Source organism: Castellaniella sp. (genome assembly GCF_034674885.1).
Taxonomy (GTDB): Bacteria; Pseudomonadota; Gammaproteobacteria; order Burkholderiales; family Burkholderiaceae_B; genus Castellaniella.
Genome location: NZ_JAUCDS010000001.1, coordinates 124,814 through 141,443, shown reverse-complemented (window position 1 = coordinate 141,443; position 16,630 = coordinate 124,814). Strand labels below are relative to the sequence as shown.

The following is a 16,630-nucleotide window of genomic DNA, read 5'->3' as shown; positions in this document are numbered from 1 at the left end:
ACCAAAGAAATATAATTTCATATTAAATAGAAAATAGAAATCATATTTCTTTGTGGTCGAGACACAATAGCGGCTGAACAGGATTTCGGGGGTCGGTTGCGACCGGTTCGCAGGGCCCCATGATTTGATTTCAGGAGCATCCTCATGTGTGGCATCGTCGGCGCCGTTGCGCGTCACAATATCGTTCCCATTCTGCTGGAAGGCCTGCGCCGTCTGGAATACCGTGGCTATGATTCCTGCGGCGTAGCTGTGCATACCGGCACCGGCCTGTTGCGGGTGCGCAGCACCCAGCGCGTGGCGGAACTGGCGGCCCAGGCCGCGCAGGACGGCGTCCAGGGGCTGACCGGCATTGCCCACACTCGCTGGGCCACCCATGGGGCGCCGCTGACGCACAATGCCCACCCGCATTTCTCCGGCCCGGAAAACGGGGCGCCGCGCATCGGGCTGGTGCATAACGGCATCATCGAGAACCATGACGCGTTGCGTGCTGAACTGCAGGCGGTGGGCTATGTGTTCCACAGCCAGACCGATACGGAAGTGATCGCCCACCTGGTGGATCATCTGTACGACGGCGATCTGTTCGCCGCCGTGCAGCAGGCGACGCGACGCCTGGAAGGCGCCTATGCCATCGCCGTGTTCTGCGCGCAGGAACCCCACCGCGTGGTCGGGGCGCGCCAGGGGTCGCCCCTGGTGGTGGGCTGCAGCGAACAGGGCAATTACCTGGCGTCCGACCCGCTGGCGCTGGCGGGCACGACCGACCAGATCATGTACCTGGAAGACGGCGACGTGGTGGACCTGCAACTGTCCCGCGTCTGGGTCAGCGATGCTCAGGGCCAGCCTGTGGACCGGCCCGTGCATACCGTCCAGGCCCACACGGGCGAGGCCGAACTGGGCCCCTATCGTCATTTCATGCAAAAGGAAATCTTCGAACAGCCGCGCGCCGTGGGCGATACCCTGCAGGGGATCGACGCCATCATGCCGGAATTGTTCGGTGATGGTGCCCATGGGGTGTTCAAGGCCATCGACCGTGTGCTGATCCTGGCCTGCGGCACCAGTTATTACGCCGGGCTGACGGCGCGCTACTGGATCGAATCGATCGCCGGGATCCCGGTCAACGTCGAGATCGCCAGCGAATACCGCTACCGTACCAGCGTGCCCGATCCGCGCACCCTGGTCGTGACCATTTCCCAGTCGGGCGAGACGGCCGACACCCTGGCGGCGCTGAAACACGCCCGCAGCCTGGGCATGGAGCACACCCTGACCATCTGCAACGTGGCCACCAGCGCCATGGTGCGCGAGTGCAAGCTGGCCTTCATCACCCGGGCCGGGGTAGAGATCGGCGTGGCGTCCACCAAGGCCTTCACCACCCAGCTGACGGCGCTGTACCTGCTGACACTGGCGCTGGCGCAGACCCATGGCCGGCTGGATGACGCCGCTGAACAGCAGGCCGTCAAATCCCTGCGCCACCTGCCGGCAGCCATTGCCGCCGTGCTGGCCCTGGAACCGCAGATCATCGCCTGGGCCGAACGCTTCGCCAGCAAGGAAAACGCTTTGTTCCTGGGGCGCGGCATGCACTATCCCATCGCCCTGGAAGGCGCGCTGAAGCTGAAGGAAATCAGCTACATCCACGCCGAAGCCTATCCCGCCGGCGAACTGAAGCACGGCCCGCTGGCCCTGGTGACTGACGCCATGCCGGTGGTCACGGTGGCGCCGCACGACGAACTGCTGGAAAAGCTGAAGTCCAACATGCAGGAAGTGCGCGCGCGCGGCGGCGAACTGTACGTCTTTGCCGATGCCGACTCGCAGATAGTGGGGGCATCGGGCATGCACGTCATCCGCATGCCGGAACACTACGGCAAGCTGTCGCCCATTTTGCATACGGTGCCGCTGCAGTTGCTGGCCTATCACACGGCCTGCGCCCGAGGCACGGACGTGGACAAGCCGCGCAACCTGGCGAAAAGCGTGACGGTGGAATGATGCCCCGCCCCCGGCGCATGTCCGGGGTCAGTCTTTCTCCAGGATGGGATCAATGACGGTCTGCGCCCATTCCATGAAAACCTGGGTACGCCGCGCCAGGTGACGGCGCCCTTGGTAGAGCACCGATACGGGCAGGGACCGGGGGCGGTGGTCCGGCAGGATTTCCACCAGGTTTCCGGCTTCGATCAGGTGCCGCGCGTGCGCCTCCGGCACCTGGATGATCCCGATTCCTGCGATCGCGGCGGCTTCATACGAGTGCACGTGGTTGACCGTGAGCGCGCCGGGCATGGGCAGGGACTCGTATCCGCCGCGAACGGGGTATTCGAATCCCGGATCGCTGGCTCCCAGATGGCTGACGTAATGGACCAGTCTGTGGCTGCGCAGGTCGTCTACGGTCTGCGGTATTCCGTGGCGCTGCAGATAGGCCGGGCTGGCGCAGTTGATGAAGGGCAGGTGGCCGAGCCTGCGCGCCACCAGGTTCAGGTCGCCGGGTTCGCCGACCCGGAATACGCAGTCGAATCCGCCGCGCACCAGGTCGATGAACTGATCGGTGCTGCTCATCTCCACCTTCAGCAGGGGATGCGCATCCAGGAATTCGGGCAGGCGGGCCATGATCATGTTCTGCAGGATCCCGTTGGACATGTCGGTGCGGATCACGCCTGTCAGCGCCTGGTCGCTGCTCAGGAACAGGTTTTCCAGTTCCTCGAGATCGGCCAGCAGGTCGCGGCACCGCTGGTAGAACACCTCGCCGTCCAGCGTCAGGCTCACACGGCGGGTGGTGCGATGCAGCAGCCGGGTGCCCAATCGGTCTTCCAGTCGGCGCACGGCGCCGGATACCGTGGCCTTGGGCAACCCCAGGCTGTCGGCGGCTGCGCTGAAGCCGCTCAGTTCCGCCACGCGCCTGAAGATCTGCATGTCCTGGATTCTGCTCATCACTGTCTCTTTTCGTGGAACTATGTTTTCATGAATCGCCTATTTATATCATTTGTTCCGTTCAATAGAATGATTTCTCCGCTGATTCCACAGCCTGATACCGGAGAAATCCATGCATTCCACTATTTCACTCATCACTGGCGGCAGCCGGGGCCTGGGCCGTGACGCAGCGATCAAGCTCGCCGACCGGGGCAACGACGTGATCCTGACCTACCGCGCCGACCGTGCAGCGGCCGACGCAGTCGTATCCCGCATCCAGGACAAGGGGCGACGGGCTGCGGCGCTGCAGCTCGACGTTGGCGACAGCGCCAGCTTTGCCGGGTTCGCCGCGCAGGTCCGGGAGACCTTGTCCAGTCAATGGCGCAGCACGGGATTCGATCACCTGGTCAACAACGCAGGGATGGGAATCTATGCCGCGTTCGCCGATACCACCGAGGCGCAATTCGACGAACTGATGCGCGTGCATCTCAAGGGGCCGTTCTTCCTGACCCAGGCCTTGCTGCCGCTGTTGCGCGACGGCGGTCGGATCCTGAACGTATCGTCCGGCCTGACGCGCTTTTCGCTGCCCAATTTCGCCGCTTATGCGGTGATGAAGGGCGGCATCGAGGTGATGACGCGCTACCTGGCCCAGGAACTGGGACCGCGCGGCATCGCGGTGAACACCATTGCACCGGGCGCCATCGAGACCGACTTCCACGGCGGGGCCGTTCGCGACGACCGGGAAATGAATGCTTTTGTCGCTTCGGTGACGGCGCTTGGGCGTGCCGGCAAGCCGGATGACATCGGCGACCTGGTCGCTGCCCTGTTGTCGCCGGACAGCCGCTGGGTCAACGCGCAGCGCATCGAGGCGTCCGGCGGCATGTTCGTCTGACCCGGATCGGCGCCGCCCGCCGGGGCCGGGCCGGCCCGAATGATCAGGCGGCCAGCAGCGCCTCGATATCGGCCTGAGCCTGGGCCAGGCCGCGCTCGCGATGCTCGGGACCCATGTTCATGCCCTCGGCGCGCACGACGCGGATGTCGGTGACGCCCATGAAACCGAAGATCGATTTCAGGTAGCTTTCCTGATGCTCCATGGCCGGGTTGGCGGAATAGATGCCGCCGCGGCTCAGCGCCAGGATCACCGTCTTGTCGCCCAGCAGGCCGACCGGACCGGTCTCGGTGTATTTGAACGTGCGGCCGGCCTGGGCCACGCGGTCCAGCCAGGACTTGAGCTGGGCGGGAATGGTGAAGTTGTACATCGGCGCGCCGATGACGACGATATCGGCTGCGATCAGCTGACTGACCAGGGCCTCGGAGACTTCATTTTCCTGGCGCTGGGTCTCGGTGATCGCGGCATCGTCCGCCGGCATCCGGAAGCCGAGCGCGTTCAGCGACAGGGGCTGGGGGGCCTGGGCGGCCAGATCCAGGTATTCGACCTGCAGGCCGGGGTGCGCGGCCCGCTGTTGCGCCACGATGTCCTGGGACAGACGGCGCGTGATGGAATCGGAACCGGTGATGCTGGAGTCAATGTGCAGGAGCTTCATGGAGAATACCTTGTGTGAGTGATAGGCCCGGACAAGGCCTTGGATGAACGATATTTTCCATTACCGGTATGAAATAGATAATATGGCTGTCAAGGCTTACAGCATTCTATTTTTGGGGTGAATCATCCATGCAGGATCTGAACGATATGCGCTATTTCGCGGAAGTCGTGGAGCACGGCAGTTTCGTGGGGGCGGCGCGCGCGCTGGATCTGCCGACCTCGCGCCTGTCCAGGCGGATCGCACGGCTGGAAACCGAACTGGGCGTGCGGCTGCTGAACCGCACTACACGCAAGCTCTCTCTGACGCTGGCGGGCGAGCAGTACGTCCGTCACTGCGTCGCCGTGCGAGAAGAAGCCGAGCAGGCGCACGCGGAAATCTCCCGGATCCTGGCCGAACCGCGCGGCCCGCTGCGGGTGTCCTGCCCCGTCACGCTCGCTCAGTCAGTGATTGCGCCCCTGATCCCGGCCTACCTGAAGCGTCACCCGCTGGTCAGGCTGGAACTCGAGGTCAGCAATCGCGTGGTCGATCTGGTCAGCGAACGCGTGGACGTCGCCTTGCGGGTGCGCCAAAGCCTTGACGACAGCGGCAGCGCCGTCATCAAGCGGCTGGGCCTGAGCCATGGCCTGCTGGTCGCCAGCCCGGAATTGCTGCAGCGCCTGGGCAGGCCAGTCCACCCCGATGATCTGGAACGCTTCGATGCGGCAGGGATGTCCGCGCAGGCGGGCAAGATCCACTTCGCCCTGGCCGGGCCGCAAGGGGCACAGTGCCAGGCCGTGTGCCGCGCCGCATGCATCGTGGACGATCTGTTGTCGCTGCTGTATGCGATCATCGGGGGTGTCGGTATCGGGATGATTCCCGACTACATGTGCCACGAGGACATTGCCCAGGGCCGTCTGGAATCGGTCCTGCCCGGGTGGTCGCTGCCTTCGGGCATCGTGCATGCCGCGTATCTGTCGCGTCGCGGCATGTCGCCGGCCGTGCGTTCGTTCCTGGATTATCTCGGCGAGGCCATGGAGAGCTAGCGCCCGAACGCCGCCCGATACCGCCACAGCAGCATCAGACAGATGCCTGCAGGCACCACCAGCGTGGCATAGGCGAACCCGTAGCTGCCCGACAACGACGCGATCCAGCCAAAGATCGGTGGGCCGACCACCACCCCCAGGAACGTCATGGCCAGCGTGCCGCCCGTGGCGATGCTGGCCTGGCCGGCAGGGGCCTGGCGCGCGACTTCGGCCAGGTACACGCCGTTCCAGCCGATGGCGCTGCCCCCGAACAGGCACAGCACCACCAGCACGATCGCGTTCGAGTCGACGGCCTGCAGCAGCGGCGTACCCAGGGCGCACAGGGCGATCAGGGCGGACAGGCCAGCCAGGGTCCGGACCGGGCCGAAATAGTGATCCGACAGATAGCCCCACAGCAGGCGGCCGCCGACCCCGGCCGCCTGGGATACGGCCAGGATGACGCCGGCTGCGATCAGGTCCATGTGCAGGTCGTGGTTCAGGAACGTCACCAGGTAGGACGTCAGGGACAGCTGGGCAATCGAAAACAGGAACGAGACACCGGCCAGCACCGCCAGGCTGCGCTGGCTGAAGACGAGTTTCAGCGGGCCGATCAGACCATTGCCTGCGGACAGCTTTTGCAGGGGGTTCTGGTCGGCATCCAGGGCGGGGCGCAGCGGCTGGATCGCCAGTGCGCACAGCAAATTGCCGGCGGCGACGATCAGCAGGGCTGCCTGCCAGCCTGCCCAATGGGCCAGGCCTGGCACGATCAGGCCGGCCAGCACGCCGCCCAGGGGCACGCCGGTCTGCTTGATCGAGAAAACGAAAGACATGCGGTGGGCGGGCGTGGTGCGGGCCAGCAGGTGCGAGCTGGCCGGCGTAATGGGACCGTAGCCCAGGCCGACCAGCAGGGCGCCGATGGCCATGATCGGCACGGATGCGATCGTGCACAGCGCCAGCCCCAGCGCGCACAGCACCATGCCGGCCTGGCTGGCGCGGATGGCGCCGTAGCGCCGGGTGGCGGATCCGGACAGCAGGCTGGCTGCCATGGCGCCCAGATAGGCCAGGGCCACGTAGACCCCGACGTAGGCGGCCGGCACGCCCAGCACGTCGGCGACGACCGGCGCAATGGCCGGCAGCGTCAGCAGGGACATGGACACCAGGGACTGGATGGTCAGGGTGGCGGCCAACGTCAGTGCGGACGAGGCGGGCGGCGTGGCGGCTGAGTCGGTGGCGGCAGACATCAGGGAATCATAATCCTGGTGCGGGATGCCGTCAGGGGCGCGCGGGCGCGCCATCCCGGGGACAGAAGTCCCCCACCCGGGCGGTGTCGGCCAGAGTCCAGACGCGCTGGATCATGGCGTCGATGTCGGCTGCGCTGGCGGCATTCTGATAACGCCCCAGGCGGCGGACCTTGTCCTCGATTTCGGGGCGGATCAGGGTGTTGTCCGGGTCGCCCTTGGGGGTGTCGACGCGGCCGCTCAGCGTGCGGCCATCGCGCGTCGTGACCGTGACCTTGCCGATCCAGCGCTGCGGGTAGGCGCCGTCCACTTCCGGATCCAGCTGCATCGTGACGCGTGCCCGGAAATCTGCAATGTCCGAGTCGGCTGGGGCCTCGTCGAATTCCTGCAGGCCGGCTTTGCGATGCTTTGCGATCAGGCCCAGCACTGTGCCCATGGAAAATTTCGATTGGTGCACTGTCGCAGGGTTCACGACCGGACCCAGGACATCGATGGCGCCCTGGTGGACGTGCGCCGTCACCTGGGCGATATCGGCGATGCCCAGGTTGTGCGCCTGCACGACGGACAGCAGCGCATCGGCCGCAGGGTGGGTGTGGCGGCAGGACGCATGGTATTTGAAGGACGTTTCCAGCAGCGCCCAGCGCGAGCCCAGGCCGTCGGTCAGCCGGAGCGGGTCGGCATCGCGGGACATGCCCGCTGCCATGCCCTGGGGGCCTTCCAGGATGCGGCTGGCGCCGGTGAAGTCTCGCGCAGCCAGCCAGGCGGCCATCAGGCCATTGGCAGAGGCGCGGGCCGTGTGCAGTTGCTTGGAATCCGCGCCGTCGCGCAGGAATTCCCACAGGCCGGCCGCCTGGGTGCCCGCCGATCCCAGCGCGTGCAGCATCCGGGCAGCATCCAGCCCCAGCAGCTTGCCGCAGGCCATGGCGGCCGCCGGTGCCCCGGCCGTGCCGGTCGTGTGGAAGATCGTATAGTGGCTGCGGCCCAGGAATTCACCGATGCGGATGCCGGCTTCGTAGCCGGCCACGATGGCCGTCAGCAGGTCGCGGCCCGAGGCCCCCCGGGCCTGCGCGAGCGCCATGGCGGGCGGCATGACGACGGCGGCCGGGTGAAAGACCGATCCGTTGTGGACGTCGTCCTGTTCGACCATGTGGGCGGCGGCGGCATTGCTCATCGCGGCGAAGACCGGGCTGGTGCCGCTGCGAGTGACCAGGTTTTCCGATGGGCCTTGCTGCGGCCCCATGGCCTGTCCGTACTGCGCGATGGTCTGCACGGCGCGCGCGCCCGATCCCGCCAGCATGGATCCCAGGGTGTCCAGCAGCAGGTCTTCGGCCCGTCGCAGCACGGGGGCCGGGATCTGTTCATAGCGAAGATCGGCAAGGAAACGGGTCAGTGTTGCGCTGGGGTGGGACATGGTTTTCCTGTGGTACGCATGGGGTGGGGGCCGGCCTTGCCGGCAGGCGCCTGCAGTCTGCGCCGCAGGGCTTTTTCAGGGGTGACTTTGCTTCATGGGGAATTTTTTGCCTATTATTGTTTGCTGAAGACTGGCTTCATCAAACCGTAAGGGATATCCGTTTCATGGCGACACGCTTTGACCTCACCGACATGCAGCTCATGGTCAACGTGGCTGGCGCCCAGAGCCTGACCAAGGGCGCAGAGCGAACGTTCCTGTCCCTGCCGGCTGCCAGCAACCGGGTCAAGAGCCTCGAAGAAGCCCTGGGCACGGATCTGCTGTATCGCGGCAGCCAGGGGGTGACCCTGACTCCCTCGGGCGAGGTGTTCGTCAAACATGCCCGCACGGTGCTGCGCCAGCTGGAACACCTGCGCGGCGAGATCCAGGAATACGCCAAGGGCATCAAGGGGCGGGTTCGGGTCTATGCCAACACGACAGCCATGAATGAGTTCATTCCCGCCGTGCTGGGCCGCTACCTGGTCAGCCATCCCGACGTCAATGTCGAACTGCGCGAGCGGCTCAGCTATCAGGTCGTCAAGGCCGTGGCCGACGGCGTGGCGGATATCGGCATCACGGCCCAGGGCAGCGGCGGGGCGGGCGTGCGCTACCTGCCGTATCGCACCGATCGGCTGGTGCTGGTCACGTATCCGGATCACCCCCTGGCCGGGCAGGCTGCCTGTGCCTTCGAGCAGACACTGGACGACGATTTCATCAGCCTGTTCGAATCCAGCGCCATCCATTCCTTTTTGCTCAAGGCGGCCGAGGACCTGGGCCGCATCCTGAAATTCCGGGTAGAGGTCGGCAATTTCGAGGCCGTCTGCCGCCTGATAGCGGCGCGAGTGGGCGTCGGCGTGATTCCGCAGTCGGCCGCCTTGCGCTATGCACAGACCCTGCCGATCCGCCTCGTTGCGCTCACCGACGAATGGTCGCTGCGCAAACTGCACATCTGCTGGCGCGAGGCCGGGGAATTGCCGGTCTTCGCACAGGAACTGGTGGATCTGCTGGTCGGCGACGCGCAGGACAGCGCACCTGGCTGACGCCGCGTCGGATCCGGCGCGGGCCGGATCCGAAAGGCCTGGTTTGGCAAAACAAAATTGCCTGTCCGGGCCGATTCCTGCATGCTGCCCCTTCTCCTTCCATCAAGAGGCTGTGCATGTTCAACGCTGCAGGACACCATCAGGACATCCGCGACGCCATTCGCGATTTGTGCGCGCAATTTGGCGATGAGTACTTCCGGCGTGTGGATGAGCAGCGTGGCTACCCGGCGGAATTCGTCGATGCGCTGACCCAGGCCGGCTGGCTCGCCGCCTTGATCCCGGAAGAGTACGGCGGATCAGGCCTGGGCCTGACCGAGGCCTCGGTGATCATGGAAGAAATCAACCGGGCAGGTGGCAATTCGGGCGCCTGCCACGGGCAGATGTACAACATGGGCACGATCCTGCGCCATGGTTCCGAGGCGCAGAAGCAGCAATGGCTGCCCAAGATCGCCAGCGGCGCGCTGCGCCTGCAGTCCATGGCCGTCACGGAACCGACGACCGGCACGGACACCACGAAAATCAAGACGACGGCGGTGAAAAAGGACGGCCGTTATGTGGTCAACGGCCAGAAGGTCTGGATTTCCCGCGTGCAGCATTCGGACCTGATGGTCCTGCTGGCCCGCACTACGCCGCTGGAGCAAGTCCGCAAGAAATCCGAGGGCATGTCGATCTTCATGGTGGATCTGAAGTCCGCCATTGGCAACGGCCTCACCGTGCGGCCGATCCTGAACATGGTCAATCACGAAACCAACGAATTGTTCTTCGAAGACCTGGAGATCCCCGAGGAAAACCTGATCGGCGAGGAAGGCAAGGGCTTCAAGTACATCCTGGACGGCTTGAACGCGGAACGCACGCTGATTGCCGCCGAATGCATCGGCGACGGCTACTGGTTCGTGGATCGGGCAAAAAAATACGTCAGCGAACGGATTGTGTTCGGCCGCCCGATCGGCCAGAACCAGGGTGTGCAGTTCCCCATCGCCAAGGCCTTCGTCAACGTCGAAGCCGCCAGCCTGATGCGCTATCAGGCCTGCGCTCTGTTCGACGCCCACCAGGATTGCGGCGCCCAGGCCAATATGGCCAAGATGCTGGCGGCCGATGCCTCCTGGGAAGCAGCCAACGCCTGCCTGCAGGCGCACGGCGGCTTTGGCTTCGCCTGCGAATACGACATCGAGCGCAAGTTCCGCGAGACCCGCCTGTATCAGGTGGCGCCGATTTCCACCAACCTGATCCTGTCGTACGTCGGCCAGCATGTGCTGGGCATGCCGCGTTCATTCTGAAGAGGTCAACATGCTGCCCTTGCAGGACATCACGGTCATCACCCTGGAACATGCCATTGCCGCGCCGTTCTGCACGCGCCAGCTGGCGGACCTGGGTGCCCGGGTCATCAAGATCGAGCGGCCCGGCGTGGGGGATTTCGCGCGCGGCTACGACGAGCGGGTGCGCGGCCTGTCGTCTCATTTCGTGTGGGTGAACCGGTCCAAGGAAAGCCTGGCGCTGGACGTCAAGCAGCCCGAATCGGCGGATGTGATCGAGCGCCTGCTGGCCAAGGCCGACGTGCTGGTGCAGAACCTGGCGCCGGGCGCGGCCGCCCGCCTGGGTCTGTCCTTCGAGGCCCTGCATGAACGCTTTCCCCGCCTGGTCGTGTGCGATATTTCCGGCTACGGCAACGACGGCCCGTATCGCGACAAGAAAGCCTATGACCTGCTGATCCAGAGCGAATCCGGCTTTCTGTCGGTCACGGGGTCGGCAGACGAGCCCGCCAAGGCGGGGTGTTCCATCGCCGACATCGCCGCCGGCATGTACGCCTACACCAACATCCTGGCGGCGCTGATCGAGCGCGGCAAGACGGGGCGGGGCCGGCACATCGACGTGTCCATGCTGGAGAGCATGGCCGAGTGGATGTCCTACCCGATGTATTACAGCTTCGACGGCGCCAGGCCACCCACCCGCAGCGGGGCCTCGCATGCCACGATCTACCCCTATGGGCCGTTCGAGGCGGGGGACGGCAAGACCGTGATGCTGGGGTTGCAGAATGAACGGGAATGGCAGGTCTTTTGCGACAAGGTCCTGCAGCAGCCGGAACTGGCCGACGATCCTCGGTTCTCGAGCAACTCCCGGCGCTCGGCCGCGCGCGGCGAATTGCGCGCCCTGATCCTGGGGGTGTTTGCCGCGCTCAGCATCGACCAGGTCGTCGCCCGCCTGGACGAGGCCAGAATCGCCAATGCGCAGATGAACGACATGGCCGACGTGTGGGCGCACCCACAGCTGCAGGCGCGGGGGCGGTGGACGACGGTCGACAGCCCCGCCGGCCCGCTGCCCGCGTTGCTGCCTCCCGGCATCGGCGACCTCGCGCAAACCCGGATGGGCGCGATCCCGGCATTGGGCGAACATACCCAGGCCATCCTGCAGGAACTGGGTTTCCCGGGCGATCCCCGTTGAATCCCTGAGAATGCACGGGGCCCGGCAGTACGAGGCCCCGGTGAAATCCGGCAGCCCGCATGTTCAGGGGCCGCCCGAGTTGCACACATAAAACTTCCAAGGAGACAAAACCATGCAATCCCGCACACTGACCCGCCTGGCGCTGGCACTGGGCCTCACCTTGTCCGCCAGCCTGGCGGCGACTGCCGCCCAGGCCGCACCCATCGTCATCAAGTTCAGCCACGTCGTGGCGGCAACGGCCCCCAAGGGCCAGGGCGCCCTGAAGTTCAAGGAACTGGCCGAGGCCGCCCTGCCGGGCAAGGTCGAAGTCCAGGTGTTCCCGAACTCGCAGCTGTTTGGCGACGGCAAGGAAATGGAAGCCCTGTTGCTGGGCGACGTGCAGCTCATCGCGCCGTCGCTGTCCAAGTTCGACCGCTATACCAAGAAGCTGCAGATCTTCGATCTGCCCTTCCTGTTCGACGACATGGATGCCGTGGACCGTTTCCAGGCCAGCCCGGCAGGCCAGGACCTGCTGAATTCCATGACATCCAAGGGCATCAAGGGCCTGGCCTACTGGCACAACGGCATGAAGCAGCTGTCCACCAACAAGGACAAACTGACGCGGCCGGAAGACGTCAAGGGCCTGAAATTCCGCATCCAGGCCTCTGACGTGCTGGAAGCCCAGTTCCGCCAGCTGGGCGCCAATCCGCAGAAACTGGCCTTCTCCGAGGTCTACCAGGCGCTGCAGACCGGGGTGGTGGATGGCCAGGAAAACACCTGGTCCAACATCTATACCCAGAAACTGCATGAGGTGCAGAAGACCATTGCCGTCACCAATCATGGCGACATCGATTACATGGTGATCGCCAATGCCCGTTGGTGGGACGGCCTGCCCAAAGACGTGCAGGCCGGGCTCAGCAAGGCCATGGCGGGCGCCTCCGACTACGCCAACAAACTGGCGGCCGAGATCAATGAACGCGACCGTCAGCGTATCGCCAGTGCTGGCGCGGCGAAGATCCAGACCCTGTCCAAGGACGACGTTGCGGCCTGGCGCACAGCCATGCACCCCGTCTGGCAGAAATTCGAAGGGCAGATCGGCAAGGACCTGATCGACGCCGCTCTGGCATCCAACAAGAACTGAACCTCTCTCATGAGCCCCCTTGGGGGATGAACCCGGACACGGGGCAGTTCTGAGGACTGCCCCGTGCCTGGTGGATCCGACCAGAATGCAGGCTGCTATGTGGACAGCAAGCCGAACGCAGCGTGGGGGCCTTTTTATTCTGGAGCATCGGATCATGGATTTTTCGTCCTGGATCGGCCGTACTGAAACCTGCGAGGACAATCTGGACCCCGGCCACGCGCAGCGGGTGGCGCTGAGCCTGGACGAATCGCTGGATCCGCAGGCTGTATTGCCGCTGATGTGGCACTGGGCGTTCTTCATCCACGGCGAGCCCTATGCCCGCCTGGGGCGCGACGGCCATCCGCAGCAGGATGCCTTTCTGCCGCCCGCCGGGGACCGCAGCCGGATGTGGGCTGGCGGCCGCATCCGGTTTCATGCGCCGCTGGCGCTGGGGCGGCCTGCCCGGCGCGCGTCCAGGATTGTCGATATCGTCGAAAAGACCGGGCGCAGCGGCCGCCTGCAGTTCATGACGGTCGAGCATCTCTATACCCAGGACGACGCACTGTGCATCGCCGAAGAACAGGACATCGTCTATCGCGAACCTGCGCCTCCGGTGTTGCAGGGCACCCAGCCAGCGCCGCAGGCCCAGTGGACTCACGCCGTGGCGCCGGACCCCGTGCGGTTGTTCCGCTATTCGGCCGTCACCTTCAATGGCCATCGCATCCACTACGATGACCGCTACGTGCGCGAGGTCGAAGGCTATCCCGGCCTGGTGGTTCATGGGCCTCTGATTGCCACGCTGATGGTGCGCGCCTTCACCCGCGCCCATCCGGAACTGTCCGTGCAGTCACTGTCCTACCGTGGCCTGCGTCCGCTGATTGCGCCGCGAACTTTCCAGGTGGCGGGCTGCTTGCAGGACGGCGACGTGGCGCGGCTTTGGGCGGAGCAGGACGGCACGTTGGCGCATCAGGGCGAAATCGGATTCACCCGGGCCTGACGGCGCACCCAAGGGGCCTTACTCCCATTGTCGTTTCCCCACGTGTTCGTGCAGATACTGCACGAAGGCTTCGGCTGCGGGCGGCAGGCTGGCGTGCTGGCGGCTGTAGATGAAGAACTTCCGCCGGATTTCGGGGTCGTGCAATGGCCGCGCTCGCAGGCCATAGAGATCCACCAGGCGCTGGGCATACGGCAGGCAGGCCGTCACGCCCAGGCCGGCATTGACCATGCTCAGGGCTGTGCTCATGAAGGTGACTTCGTGGCTGGGGCGCACCGGTTGCTGGGACGACAGCTGGTGGAGGTCCATGGCCAGCTGATCGGTGAATTGGCCGTGCAGCACGATCAGCGGGTGGCGCATGAGATCCGTCCAGCCGACCCGCTTCAGGGATTCCAGCGGGTGGCCGACGGGGAACACCGCCATGAAAGGCAGGTCGAACAGGGGGTCGGCCGCGATGTCGGACAAGCCCTCGCGATAGGGGCCGATGCTGATATCGACCTCGCCGCGCACCGCCTGGGTAATGGCGTTTTCCACGGCGCAGTCCAGCAGGTGGATCTGGATGTGGGGATGTGCGAGGCGGAAGCCGGCAATGACTTCCGGGATCAATGTGCTGGCCATGAGCTGCGGGGCGGCAATCCGGACGATGCCGCGGCGCAGGCGCTTGAGGTTATCGATATTGTCCAGTGCGCTGTCCAGATCGCGGAGCACACGCGTGGCGACGGTATGGAACTCGCGCCCGACTTCAGAGAGCTGGATGCGCCGCGTGCTGCGGTCCACCAGGCGGACCCCCAATTGAGATTCCAGTTCTTTGATCAGGCCGCTGAGCGCTGATTGTGTGATGTGCAAGGACTCGGCCGCCCGTGTAAAGCCTCCGGTGCGGGCCAGCGCCGCAAAGGCGCGCAACTGGCGAAGCGTGACTTCCATCGGAAAATCCTATGAATCGATGAATAAAAACTGTTTGTATGATATCTGGAAACTCCGTCTAATGGGGCATCCATAACAAGGATGCGCGGGCGCCGGCCTGCAAGCATCCACATCCGGATCGGAGACAAGCATGATGTCCCTTCTTATCTCGCGCGGTGAGCGCCGATGATGAACCGCACCGCCCACCTGGTCGCCAGGGGCTTTGAAGTCCTGATCGTCGCCTGCCTGGCGATCATGGGCATCCTGGTCTTCGGAAACGTCGTCTTGCGCTACGCGTTCAATTCGGGCATCGCCATTTCGGAAGAACTGTCGCGCCTGCTGTTCGTCTGGCTGATCTTCATGGGTGCCGTCCTGGCTTCGGCGCGGCGCATCCACATCGGCTTCGACACGCTGCAGCGGGCCATCGGGCCGCGAGCGCGTCGCACGCTGGTGGTATTCACCGGCGTGTTGATCCTGGCTGGCTGCGGGGTCTTCATCATCGGCGGATGGCGCCAGACCCTGATCAACCTGGGCAATACCTACCCGGTCCTGGGCATTTCCTACGCCTGGCTGTATGGGGCGGCCCTGGTGTTCGGGGTGGCGCTGATCTTTCCCGTGTGCAACAACATCCGCCGAGCGCTGGTCGGCATCGATGACGGCCTGACGGAAGACCTGGCCGACCGCATCGAAGGCCTGGCGGAACGCATCGAAGACGATGCCGCCGACGTCGCCGCACCCAAGAGGGGACGTTGATGAGCGCGCTGGTCTTCCTTGGCACCTTGCTGGGCCTGATTGCCGTGGGCCTGCCGATCGCTTTCGCACTGATGTTCGCGGGGGTGGCGCTGATGCTGCTGATCGGGCAGTTCGACGCCCAGATCGTCGTGCAGAACGCCGTTGCCGGAGCCGACAATTTCGTCTTGATGGCGGTGCCGTTCTTCATCCTGGCGGGCGAGTTCATGAATGCGGGCGGGCTGTCCAGGCGCATCGTCGACATGGCCAGCGCCTTCGTCGGACACCTGCGCGGCGGCCTGGGCTATGTGGCGATCTGCGCCGGCATCCTGCTGGCCAGCCTGTCGGGGTCCGCGGTGGCGGACACGGCGGCGCTGGCGGCGATCCTGGTGCCCATGATGCGCCAGGCCGGCTACGATCCCGCGCGCGCCTGCGGCCTGATGGCCGCCAGCGGCATCATCGCGCCGGTCATCCCGCCCTCGATCGGCTTCCTGATCTTCGGCGTGGTGGCCAACGTGTCGATCACGCGCCTGTTCCTGGCCGGGATCGTGCCCGGCGTCCTGATGGGGCTGTTCCTGACCGTGGCCTGGTGGTTCGTCGCCCGGCGGCAGAAGGCGGCGCTGACGCCCCGGGTGCCCTGGGGGCAGCGCCTGCGCCTGCTGGGGCAGGGCGGCTGGGCGCTGATGCTGCCGGTCATCATCATCGGCGGCTTGCGTTTCGGCATCTTCACCCCGACTGAATCCGCCGTGGTGGCGGCTGCCTACGCGCTGTTCGTCGGCGTAGTGGTCTACCGGGAACTCAGCTGGCGCAAAGTCTACGAATGCCTGCTGTCCACGGCGCAGACCACGTCGGTCGTGCTGCTGCTGGCTGCGCTGGCCATGGTCGCGTCCTACATGATCACCATCACCGACATCTCCGGCCAGGTGGGCGGTTGGCTGACCGCGCTGTCGGATCATCCACTGGCCTTGATGTCGGCCATGATGGTGGTGGTGTTCTTCGCCGGGATGGTGCTGGATTTCATCCCTATCGTGTTGATCTTCACGCCGGTATTCATGCCCATTGTCCAGGCGGCGGACATCGATCCCGTGTACTTCGGCGTGATCTTCATCATGAACTGCTCGATCGGCATGATCACGCCGCCCGTGGGCGTGGTGCTGAACGTCGTCAGTTCCGTGGGCAAGGTCTCCATGGCCCAGGCCACGCGCGGCATCAGCCCGTTCCTGATTGCCCTGGTCGCGCTGCTGGTGGCCCTGATCCTGTTCCCCTCGTTGGTGACCGTGCCTGCCCAATGGTGGCGCTAGCGCCCG

Annotated in this window: 15 protein-coding genes; 10 read left to right on the top strand and 5 right to left on the bottom strand. The window is 65.1% G+C overall.

What is annotated here, in order from left to right:
• Window positions 1-144 precede the first annotated feature (144 nt).
• Entirely contained in the window at window positions 145-1,977 is a 1,833-nt protein-coding gene (glmS, locus tag VDP74_RS00675; RefSeq protein ID WP_322997677.1) for a glutamine--fructose-6-phosphate transaminase (isomerizing), read from the top strand.
• A 27-nt stretch (window positions 1,978-2,004) separates the two neighbouring features.
• Here the strand turns inward: glmS and VDP74_RS00670 are convergent, their stop codons facing one another.
• Window positions 2,005-2,913, bottom strand: a complete 909-nt coding sequence (locus VDP74_RS00670; RefSeq protein WP_322997676.1) for a LysR family transcriptional regulator — start codon at window positions 2,911-2,913, stop codon at window positions 2,005-2,007.
• Window positions 2,914-3,022: 109 nt separating this feature from the next.
• On the opposite strand from VDP74_RS00670, the gene VDP74_RS00665 reads away from it, so the two are divergent.
• The gene (locus VDP74_RS00665; protein WP_322997675.1) at window positions 3,023-3,781 is read left to right on the top strand and encodes an SDR family NAD(P)-dependent oxidoreductase; all 759 of its coding nucleotides are present in this window, start codon (window positions 3,023-3,025) and stop codon (window positions 3,779-3,781) included.
• A gap of 43 nt (window positions 3,782-3,824) precedes the next feature.
• Here the strand turns inward: VDP74_RS00665 and VDP74_RS00660 are convergent, their stop codons facing one another.
• Window positions 3,825-4,433 carry an FMN-dependent NADH-azoreductase gene (locus tag VDP74_RS00660; RefSeq protein WP_322997674.1) on the bottom strand — a complete coding sequence of 203 codons (609 nt, stop codon included), beginning with the start codon at window positions 4,431-4,433 and terminating at the stop codon, window positions 3,825-3,827.
• A gap of 128 nt (window positions 4,434-4,561) precedes the next feature.
• On the opposite strand from VDP74_RS00660, the gene VDP74_RS00655 reads away from it, so the two are divergent.
• Window positions 4,562-5,455, top strand: coding sequence for a LysR substrate-binding domain-containing protein (locus VDP74_RS00655; protein ID WP_322997673.1), 894 nt, complete (start codon window positions 4,562-4,564; stop codon window positions 5,453-5,455).
• Here VDP74_RS00655 and VDP74_RS00650 read toward each other — a convergent pair.
• Window positions 5,452-6,675 carry an MFS transporter gene (locus VDP74_RS00650; protein WP_322997672.1) on the bottom strand — a complete coding sequence of 408 codons (1,224 nt, stop codon included), beginning with the start codon at window positions 6,673-6,675 and terminating at the stop codon, window positions 5,452-5,454. The genes VDP74_RS00655 and VDP74_RS00650 overlap by 4 nt on opposite strands.
• Before the next feature lie 31 nt (window positions 6,676-6,706).
• The gene (locus tag VDP74_RS00645; RefSeq protein WP_322997671.1) at window positions 6,707-8,083 is read right to left on the bottom strand and encodes an MmgE/PrpD family protein; all 1,377 of its coding nucleotides are present in this window, start codon (window positions 8,081-8,083) and stop codon (window positions 6,707-6,709) included.
• 164 nt (window positions 8,084-8,247) lie between these two features.
• Between VDP74_RS00645 and VDP74_RS00640 the strand changes: the two genes are divergently transcribed.
• The 5 genes from VDP74_RS00640 to VDP74_RS00620 all read left to right on the top strand — a co-directional run bounded on the left by VDP74_RS00640 (window position 8,248) and on the right by VDP74_RS00620 (window position 13,694).
• Complete coding sequence (locus VDP74_RS00640; protein WP_322997670.1) at window positions 8,248-9,159, top strand: LysR substrate-binding domain-containing protein; 912 nt, start codon at window positions 8,248-8,250, stop codon at window positions 9,157-9,159.
• Window positions 9,160-9,275: 116 nt separating this feature from the next.
• Window positions 9,276-10,436 (top strand): acyl-CoA dehydrogenase family protein, encoded by a 1,161-nt coding sequence (locus VDP74_RS00635; RefSeq protein WP_322997669.1) that lies wholly within the window; start codon window positions 9,276-9,278, stop codon window positions 10,434-10,436.
• Window positions 10,437-10,446: 10 nt separating this feature from the next.
• Entirely contained in the window at window positions 10,447-11,598 is a 1,152-nt protein-coding gene (locus VDP74_RS00630) for a CaiB/BaiF CoA-transferase family protein (protein WP_322997668.1), read from the top strand.
• 112 nt (window positions 11,599-11,710) lie between these two features.
• Window positions 11,711-12,718, top strand: coding sequence for a TRAP transporter substrate-binding protein (locus VDP74_RS00625; RefSeq protein ID WP_322997667.1), 1,008 nt, complete (start codon window positions 11,711-11,713; stop codon window positions 12,716-12,718).
• Between the two features lie 154 nt (window positions 12,719-12,872).
• Window positions 12,873-13,694: an FAS1-like dehydratase domain-containing protein gene (locus tag VDP74_RS00620; RefSeq protein WP_322997666.1), complete on the top strand. Its 822-nt coding sequence runs from the start codon at window positions 12,873-12,875 to the stop codon at window positions 13,692-13,694.
• A gap of 18 nt (window positions 13,695-13,712) precedes the next feature.
• Here the strand turns inward: VDP74_RS00620 and VDP74_RS00615 are convergent, their stop codons facing one another.
• On the bottom strand, window positions 13,713-14,615 hold the full coding sequence (locus VDP74_RS00615; RefSeq protein ID WP_322997665.1) for a LysR family transcriptional regulator: 903 nt from the start codon (window positions 14,613-14,615) through the stop codon (window positions 13,713-13,715).
• Between the two features lie 165 nt (window positions 14,616-14,780).
• Between VDP74_RS00615 and VDP74_RS00610 the strand changes: the two genes are divergently transcribed.
• Both VDP74_RS00610 and VDP74_RS00605 read left to right on the top strand, forming a co-directional pair.
• Window positions 14,781-15,347, top strand: coding sequence for a TRAP transporter small permease (locus tag VDP74_RS00610; RefSeq protein ID WP_322997664.1), 567 nt, complete (start codon window positions 14,781-14,783; stop codon window positions 15,345-15,347).
• The gene (locus VDP74_RS00605; protein WP_322997663.1) at window positions 15,347-16,624 is read left to right on the top strand and encodes a TRAP transporter large permease subunit; all 1,278 of its coding nucleotides are present in this window, start codon (window positions 15,347-15,349) and stop codon (window positions 16,622-16,624) included. The genes VDP74_RS00610 and VDP74_RS00605 overlap by 1 nt, the downstream gene beginning before the upstream one ends.
• Window positions 16,625-16,630: the final 6 nt, after the last annotated feature.

Excerpts from the sequence above, each read along its gene's own strand:
- glmS (WP_322997677.1), top strand. The coding sequence starts at position 145 with ATGTGTGGCATCGTCGGCGCCGTTGCGCGTCACAATATCGTTCCCATT.
- VDP74_RS00665 (WP_322997675.1), top strand. The coding sequence starts at position 3,023 with ATGCATTCCACTATTTCACTCATCACTGGCGGCAGCCGGGGCCTGGGC.
- VDP74_RS00660 (WP_322997674.1), bottom strand. The coding sequence starts at position 4,433 with ATGAAGCTCCTGCACATTGACTCCAGCATCACCGGTTCCGATTCCATC.
- VDP74_RS00655 (WP_322997673.1), top strand. The coding sequence starts at position 4,562 with ATGCAGGATCTGAACGATATGCGCTATTTCGCGGAAGTCGTGGAGCAC.
- VDP74_RS00650 (WP_322997672.1), bottom strand. The coding sequence starts at position 6,675 with ATGTCTGCCGCCACCGACTCAGCCGCCACGCCGCCCGCCTCGTCCGCA.
- VDP74_RS00645 (WP_322997671.1), bottom strand. The coding sequence starts at position 8,083 with ATGTCCCACCCCAGCGCAACACTGACCCGTTTCCTTGCCGATCTTCGC.
- VDP74_RS00640 (WP_322997670.1), top strand. The coding sequence starts at position 8,248 with ATGGCGACACGCTTTGACCTCACCGACATGCAGCTCATGGTCAACGTG.
- VDP74_RS00635 (WP_322997669.1), top strand. The coding sequence starts at position 9,276 with ATGTTCAACGCTGCAGGACACCATCAGGACATCCGCGACGCCATTCGC.
- VDP74_RS00630 (WP_322997668.1), top strand. The coding sequence starts at position 10,447 with ATGCTGCCCTTGCAGGACATCACGGTCATCACCCTGGAACATGCCATT.
- VDP74_RS00625 (WP_322997667.1), top strand. The coding sequence starts at position 11,711 with ATGCAATCCCGCACACTGACCCGCCTGGCGCTGGCACTGGGCCTCACC.
- VDP74_RS00620 (WP_322997666.1), top strand. The coding sequence starts at position 12,873 with ATGGATTTTTCGTCCTGGATCGGCCGTACTGAAACCTGCGAGGACAAT.
- VDP74_RS00615 (WP_322997665.1), bottom strand. The coding sequence starts at position 14,615 with ATGGAAGTCACGCTTCGCCAGTTGCGCGCCTTTGCGGCGCTGGCCCGC.
- VDP74_RS00610 (WP_322997664.1), top strand. The coding sequence starts at position 14,781 with ATGATGAACCGCACCGCCCACCTGGTCGCCAGGGGCTTTGAAGTCCTG.
- VDP74_RS00605 (WP_322997663.1), top strand. The coding sequence starts at position 15,347 with ATGAGCGCGCTGGTCTTCCTTGGCACCTTGCTGGGCCTGATTGCCGTG.